The organism is Tolumonas osonensis, from assembly GCF_014202415.1.
Lineage (GTDB): Bacteria > Pseudomonadota > Gammaproteobacteria > Enterobacterales > Aeromonadaceae > Tolumonas > Tolumonas osonensis.
Window position 1 is genome coordinate 1 of sequence record NZ_JACHGR010000018.1, and the last position, 6245, is coordinate 6245.

A 6245-nucleotide genomic window follows, 5' to 3' on the forward strand; every position below is an offset into this window, starting at 1 on the left:
ATGGTAATGCCAGGCGACAACATCAAGATGGTAGTCACCCTGATCCACCCAATCGCGATGGATGAAGGTCTGCGTTTTGCAATCCGTGAAGGCGGTCGTACCGTAGGCGCGGGTGTTGTTGCTAAAGTAATCGAATAATCGATGCTTTAACAAAAGAAAATAATAAAGGGCGACTCGTGTCGCCCTTTATTTTTAATGAAAATATATACTGCTATCGCATTTTAAATATTCATTAATCACTACCAGAGGGATTGGTATGGCGGCAACGATTCAACGTGAAATGGCGGGACATAAACGTGTTGCACTGGTTGCGCACGATAATATGAAACAGGCATTGGTTGATTGGGTAAAAGTTCGTTCGGAAGAACTGAAATTGCATCATTTGTATGCGACAGGCACAACGGGTACGCGTCTGAGTAAAGAAGCTGGTTTGCCGATCACTTGTTTGCTGTCAGGGCCTATGGGTGGCGATCAACAATTAGGTGCGCTAATTGCGGAAGGCAAAATTGATGTATTAATTTTCTTCTGGGATCCATTAAATGCTGTTCCGCATGATCCAGACGTGAAGGCCTTATTGCGTTTGGCGGCTGTTTGGAATATTCCTATGGCTACCAATCAGGCGACAGCTGATTTTCTGATGGATTCACCACACATGCACAAGAAGTTCAGTGTTGAAATCCCAGACTATGCTGGTTATATCAAATCCAGAACAGAATAGGCTTTCCCAGGTTGTGATCTGGAAAAATAAAAAAGTACCTGTTCAGGTACTTTTTTATTTTTTTGTATTAACTGTGGAGGGATTCTGTTTACTGATGAATGTAATTGCTATCAGGATAGTTAGTGATCAGCATTTGCCGGGCATGTTTAGCCAAATCAGGGAGATTCATTTTCTCATAAGCCTGGACCATGATCTCCAGTGCTGGCTGTGTCATTTCAGTATCAGGATAATTCTCAATCAAATATTTAGCTCTGTTAGCTGCAGACAGCCACGCCTCACGGCGCATATAAAAGTCAGCAATTGCCAGATCAAGTTTTGCCAGTCGGTTTTTGAGATAAACTGCCCGGGCTCTGGCATCACTGGCATATAGGCTATCCGGATAATGTTTCAGTACCAGCTGAAAATCTTTGAAGGCCTGTCTTGCATACTGAGGATCGCGATCGGAACGATCAATGCCAAATTTATCATGGAAGAAGTTGTAATCCTCCTGCATATTGGCTAACCCACGCATGTAGTAAACGTAATCTACATCTTTATGTGTTGGATTCAGGCGCAAAAAACGATCAATATTTGCAATCGCCTGTGCGGTATCTTCTTTTTTATAATAAGCGTATATCAGCTGCAGCTGTACCTGACTTGCATATGGACCAAAAGGATAGCGAGAGTCTAATGCCTCAAGAATATCTACGGCTCTGTCATAATCGCCATTGTGCAATTTGCTTTGGGCCTGTTTGTACAGAACCTCCAGCGGCTCATCCGGCACTTTGGGCTTGTTAGATGATGAAGAGCAGCCGGCCAATAGCGACAGTGATAACAGCATTACCGGAAAAAAACGCACTACTTTTTGCATCGAAATTAGCTTCATATTGCCTCGGTATGTGAAGTATCCGTTATGCTCAAAGAAAAGAAAAGATAGAATGCATCATTCTTGGCACTAAGCCATGTTTAACTAATTGAGATCTGACATGAGTCAACCTATACAACTTTCTGGCATCATCGAACCACACCATGAAGGCAAACGCCTTGATCAGGTATTGGCTGAGTTGTTCACTGATTATTCCCGTACCCGTATTAAAGAATGGATACTGGAAGGTAAAGTGCAACTGGATGGCAAAATTTGTCTATTGCCGAAAGAAAAGGTTATGGATGGCCAGAAAGTAGAAATAATCGCTGAGTTGGCCGAAGATACTCGTTGGCAGGCTCAGGACATTCCGCTCAATATTGTCTATGAAGATGAGCATTTATTAGTCATTGATAAGCCTGCCGGCTTGGTTGTACATCCTGGTGCCGGAACGCCAGATGGTACTGTGCTGAATGCTTTACTACATCGTTATCCGGAAATTGCTGATGTCCCCAGAGCGGGTATAGTGCATCGCTTGGATAAGGAGACCACTGGCCTGATGGTTGTCGCGAAAACGATACCAACACAGATCCGCCTGGTTGCTGCACTGCAAAAACGCCGGATTACTCGTGAATATGAAGCTATCGTAGTAGGACATATGACCGCAGGTGGCACAGTTGATGAGCCAATCAGTCGTCATTCTACACAACGCACCATGATGGCGGTTAACCCGATGGGTAAACCTGCTGTTACCCATTACCGGGTTGCAGAGCGGTTCCGGGCCCATACCCGTTTACGCTGCCGTCTGGAAACAGGTCGTACACACCAGATTCGTGTGCATATGGCTCACATTAACCATGCGTTGGTGGGAGATCCTGTCTATGGTGGCCGGTTGCGTCCAATCCGCAATGCTTCTGTTGAACTGAGCGATTTCTTGCGTACATTCCGTCGTCAGGCTTTGCATGCCACTATGTTGCGGCTGGTTCATCCTATCACCGGTGAAGAAATGGAATGGCATTCACCGATCCCGGATGACATGGTTCAGTTAATCGAAGTACTGCGTCTTGATTCTGCGGAACATCCGGACGATATCGTATGGGTTTAATCGTTCCTGAATGGCCTGCGCCAGCCAATGTGCGCGCGGTGTTTACCACTAGGGAAAACGGATTCAGCTCTGGAGTATACCAGGGCCTGAATCTGGGTGCCCATGTGGGTGATGCCCAAGAATCCGTAGAAAAAAATCGCCGGCAATTGCAGCAGCAGTTGGGATTGACCAATCCACCTCTGTGGCTGACACAGGTACATGGTACGGATATCTTCCAGGCTGAAGAGTCGCTAAGCGTTCCTCCCGTGGCAGATGGCGCTGTCAGTCATACGCGGGAGCTGGCATTAACAGTGATGACAGCTGATTGTTTGCCAGTGCTGTTCTGTAATAAAGCCGGAACAGTTATTGCCACTGCCCATGCTGGCTGGCGTGGTTTATGTGCTGGTATTCTGGAGAAAACCATCGAGGCAATGCAAGTCGCACCTGATGAACTTCTGGCTTGGATTGGCCCGACGATTGGCCCGACAGCTTTTGAAGTGGGCAACGAGGTTAAAACTGCATTTGTTGATTATGCGGCCGAGGCTGAACAGGCTTTCAAACCGCAAGGTGAAAAATGGCTGGCTAACCTATTTATGCTGGCTCGTCAGCGCCTCCAGGCTGCAGGTGTAACCGCGATTTATGGTGGTGATCTGTGTACTTTCAGTGATCCACAACGCTTTTACTCTTACCGCCGAGACGGCCAGACAGGAAGAATGGCTGGCTTGATTTGGCTTACGATTAAATCTTAACCACCCCTCTTGAAAGCCATCCCGGCACCCCCATCTTATACTCAACAGTAAATGATCGGTTATCGATCACATCAGCGAGATAAGAGGTACCGGGATGCGTTTAGATCGTCTCACAAGCAAATTTCAGGAAGCCATTTCTGATGCCCAATCACTGGCTTTGGGAAAAGACCATCAATTTATTGAACCCATTCACATTATGGCTGCGTTGCTGGATCAGCAAGGTGGATCGACTCGTCCATTGCTAACGGTAGTCGGTTGTAAAGTTGATGATTTTCGTAACCGATTGACTCAGGAGTTGGATCGTTTGCCTAGGGTCAGCGGGGTTGATGGTGATATTCAGATATCATCACAACTGGGGCGAATGTTGAATATGTGCGACAAGCTTGCTCAACAGCGTCAGGATCAGTTTATTTCGTCAGAGATGTTCCTGCTGGCCGCACTGGATGATCGTGGTGCATTAGGCGACTTACTGCGTCAGCAAGGCGTCACTAAAGATAAACTGGAAAAAGCTATCGAAAAAGTTCGTGGCGGTGAAAAAGTCACAGATGCAGGTGCAGAAGAGAAGCGCCAGGCGTTGGAGAAATATACTATTGATCTGACTGAGCGGGCAGAACAAGGCAAATTAGACCCTGTGATTGGTCGTGATGAAGAAATCCGTCGCACAGTACAGGTGCTGCAACGCCGTACCAAGAATAATCCGGTGCTGATAGGTGAACCCGGTGTGGGTAAAACAGCCATTGTCGAAGGGCTGGCCCAGCGCATTATTAATGGTGAAGTGCCTGAAGGGCTTAAACACAAGCGTGTGCTTTCATTGGATATGGGCGCGTTAGTGGCCGGAGCTAAATACCGTGGTGAATTTGAGGAACGGCTGAAAGGCGTTCTTAATGAACTGGCTAAACAGGAAGGTAACGTGATCCTGTTTATCGATGAGTTGCATACCATGGTGGGAGCAGGTAAGGCAGAAGGTGCGATGGATGCCGGAAATATGCTGAAACCGGCTCTGGCTCGCGGTGAGCTGCACTGCGTCGGAGCAACTACACTGGATGAATACCGGCAGTACATCGAAAAAGATGCCGCACTGGAACGCCGTTTCCAGAAAGTGCTGGTTGATCAACCTTCTGTGGAAGACACCATTGCCATTCTGCGTGGTCTCAAAGAGCGTTATGAGTTGCATCATCACGTGCAGATCACCGATCCGGCTATTGTGGCAGCTGCAACCTTGTCACATCGTTATATTTCAGATCGACAATTACCAGATAAAGCGATTGACCTGATTGATGAGGCTGCTGCCAGCATCCGCCTGCAGATTGATTCCAAACCAGAACAGCTGGATAGACTAGAACGTCGTATTGTACAGCTGAAGATGGAACAGCAAGCGTTAATGAAAGAGTCTGATTCAGCCAGTGTCCAGCGCCTGAGTATCATTAATAAGGAAATTGAAGAAAAGGATCGTGAATACAATGAGTTGGAAGAGGTATGGAAAGCGGAGAAAGCAACTTTAGCCGGAACGCAGCATATCAAAGCAGAATTGGAACATGCCCGGCAGGAATTGGACGTTGCTCGCCGTGCGGGTGACCTGGCTAAAATGTCGGAACTGCATTATGGCAAGATCCCTGAACTGGAAAAACAACTCGCCCTGGCTTCACAAGCCGAAATGCAGGAGCAGGAACATAAATTACTGCGAAATCGGGTAACTGATGCTGAAATTGCAGAAGTGTTATCGCGTTGGACGGGTATCCCTGTCGCCCGAATGTTGGAGGGTGAACGAGAGAAACTGCTGCATATGGAGGAAAAGCTTCACCAGCGTGTAGTTGGACAAGATGAAGCAGTGAGTGCCGTTGCTAATGCTATTCGTAGAAGCCGGGCAGGGCTATCAGACCCTATGCGGCCAATCGGTTCATTTTTATTCCTTGGTCCTACAGGTGTTGGTAAGACTGAATTGTGCAAAGCATTGGCTGAGTTTCTGTTTGATACCCAGGATGCCATGGTCCGGATTGATATGTCCGAATTTATGGAGAAACATTCTGTTTCGCGTCTGGTCGGTGCGCCTCCCGGATATGTTGGGTATGAAGAGGGGGGATATCTGACGGAAACGGTAAGGCGTAAACCTTATTCTGTTATCTTGTTAGACGAGGTTGAAAAAGCTCATCCGGATGTATTCAATATTTTGTTGCAGGTATTGGATGATGGTCGCCTGACTGATGGTCAGGGTCGTACGGTTGATTTCCGGAATGCGGTAGTCATTATGACTTCCAATCTGGGTTCGGATTTGATCCAGGAACATCATCATCTGATGGAATATCAGGAAATGAAATCAATGCTGATGGATGTATTAGGCAGAAGTTTCCGTCCTGAATTCCTGAACCGTATTGATGAAACAGTTGTCTTTCATCCGTTGGGGGCGGAACACATCCAGTCAATTGCGAAGATTCAGTTGCGTAGCCTGATGAAACGCCTGGAAGATATTGGCTATAAGGTAGAGCTGAATGATGCGTTATTGACGCACTTGGCTCAATCAGGATTCGATCCGGTATATGGTGCTCGTCCGTTGAAACGGGCTATCCAGCAGCAGGTCGAAAATCCACTAGCTCAAGACATTCTCTCAGGAAAAATATTACCGGGTAAGACGCTGGTATTGGATATCCACGACGACAAGCTTGTAGTAAAACAAGCATAATCTTGTTGGCAATGAGCAAATTGGCTGATTAATTAGCCAATTTGCTCAAAATAACTCCGAACGAACGAAAAATTGAAAAATAGGGTTGATCAAAAAAGTTCGGTCCCTATAATGCGCCCTCACTGACACGGCAGACGCCGCAACGAACTGAGGAATCAGCGAGTTACGTCAGTAAA

The 6245-nt window shown here is 46.8% G+C and carries 6 protein-coding genes; 5 read left to right on the top strand and 1 reads right to left on the bottom strand.

Translation table 11 applies throughout. The annotated features are described in order from the left end of the window. Both HNR75_RS15240 and HNR75_RS15245 read left to right on the top strand, forming a co-directional pair. The coding region (locus HNR75_RS15240) for an EF-Tu C-terminal domain-related protein (protein WP_484600388.1) at nucleotides 1-138 on the top strand (138 nt) is incomplete at its 5' end. Nucleotides 139-256: 118 nt separating this feature from the next. Beyond that, nucleotides 257-718 carry a methylglyoxal synthase gene (locus tag HNR75_RS15245; RefSeq protein ID WP_188027811.1) on the top strand — a complete coding sequence of 154 codons (462 nt, stop codon included), beginning with the start codon at nucleotides 257-259 and terminating at the stop codon, nucleotides 716-718. A gap of 88 nt (nucleotides 719-806) precedes the next feature. Here HNR75_RS15245 and HNR75_RS15250 read toward each other — a convergent pair whose 3' ends face one another. Further along, nucleotides 807-1568 carry an outer membrane protein assembly factor BamD gene (locus HNR75_RS15250; protein ID WP_188027812.1) on the bottom strand — a complete coding sequence of 254 codons (762 nt, stop codon included), beginning with the start codon at nucleotides 1566-1568 and terminating at the stop codon, nucleotides 807-809. A 115-nt stretch (nucleotides 1569-1683) separates the two neighbouring features. Between HNR75_RS15250 and rluD the strand changes: the two genes are divergently transcribed. From rluD to clpB, 3 genes are all read left to right on the top strand, one after another. Continuing rightward, the gene (rluD, locus tag HNR75_RS15255) at nucleotides 1684-2664 is read left to right on the top strand and encodes a 23S rRNA pseudouridine(1911/1915/1917) synthase RluD (RefSeq protein ID WP_188027813.1); all 981 of its coding nucleotides are present in this window, start codon (nucleotides 1684-1686) and stop codon (nucleotides 2662-2664) included. Beyond that, entirely contained in the window at nucleotides 2655-3392 is a 738-nt protein-coding gene (pgeF, locus tag HNR75_RS15260; RefSeq protein WP_188027814.1) for a peptidoglycan editing factor PgeF, read from the top strand. The genes rluD and pgeF overlap by 10 nt, the downstream gene beginning before the upstream one ends. 94 nt (nucleotides 3393-3486) lie before the next feature. Further along, nucleotides 3487-6069, top strand: a complete 2583-nt coding sequence (clpB, locus tag HNR75_RS15265; RefSeq protein WP_188027815.1) for an ATP-dependent chaperone ClpB — start codon at nucleotides 3487-3489, stop codon at nucleotides 6067-6069. Nucleotides 6070-6245 lie beyond the last annotated feature (176 nt).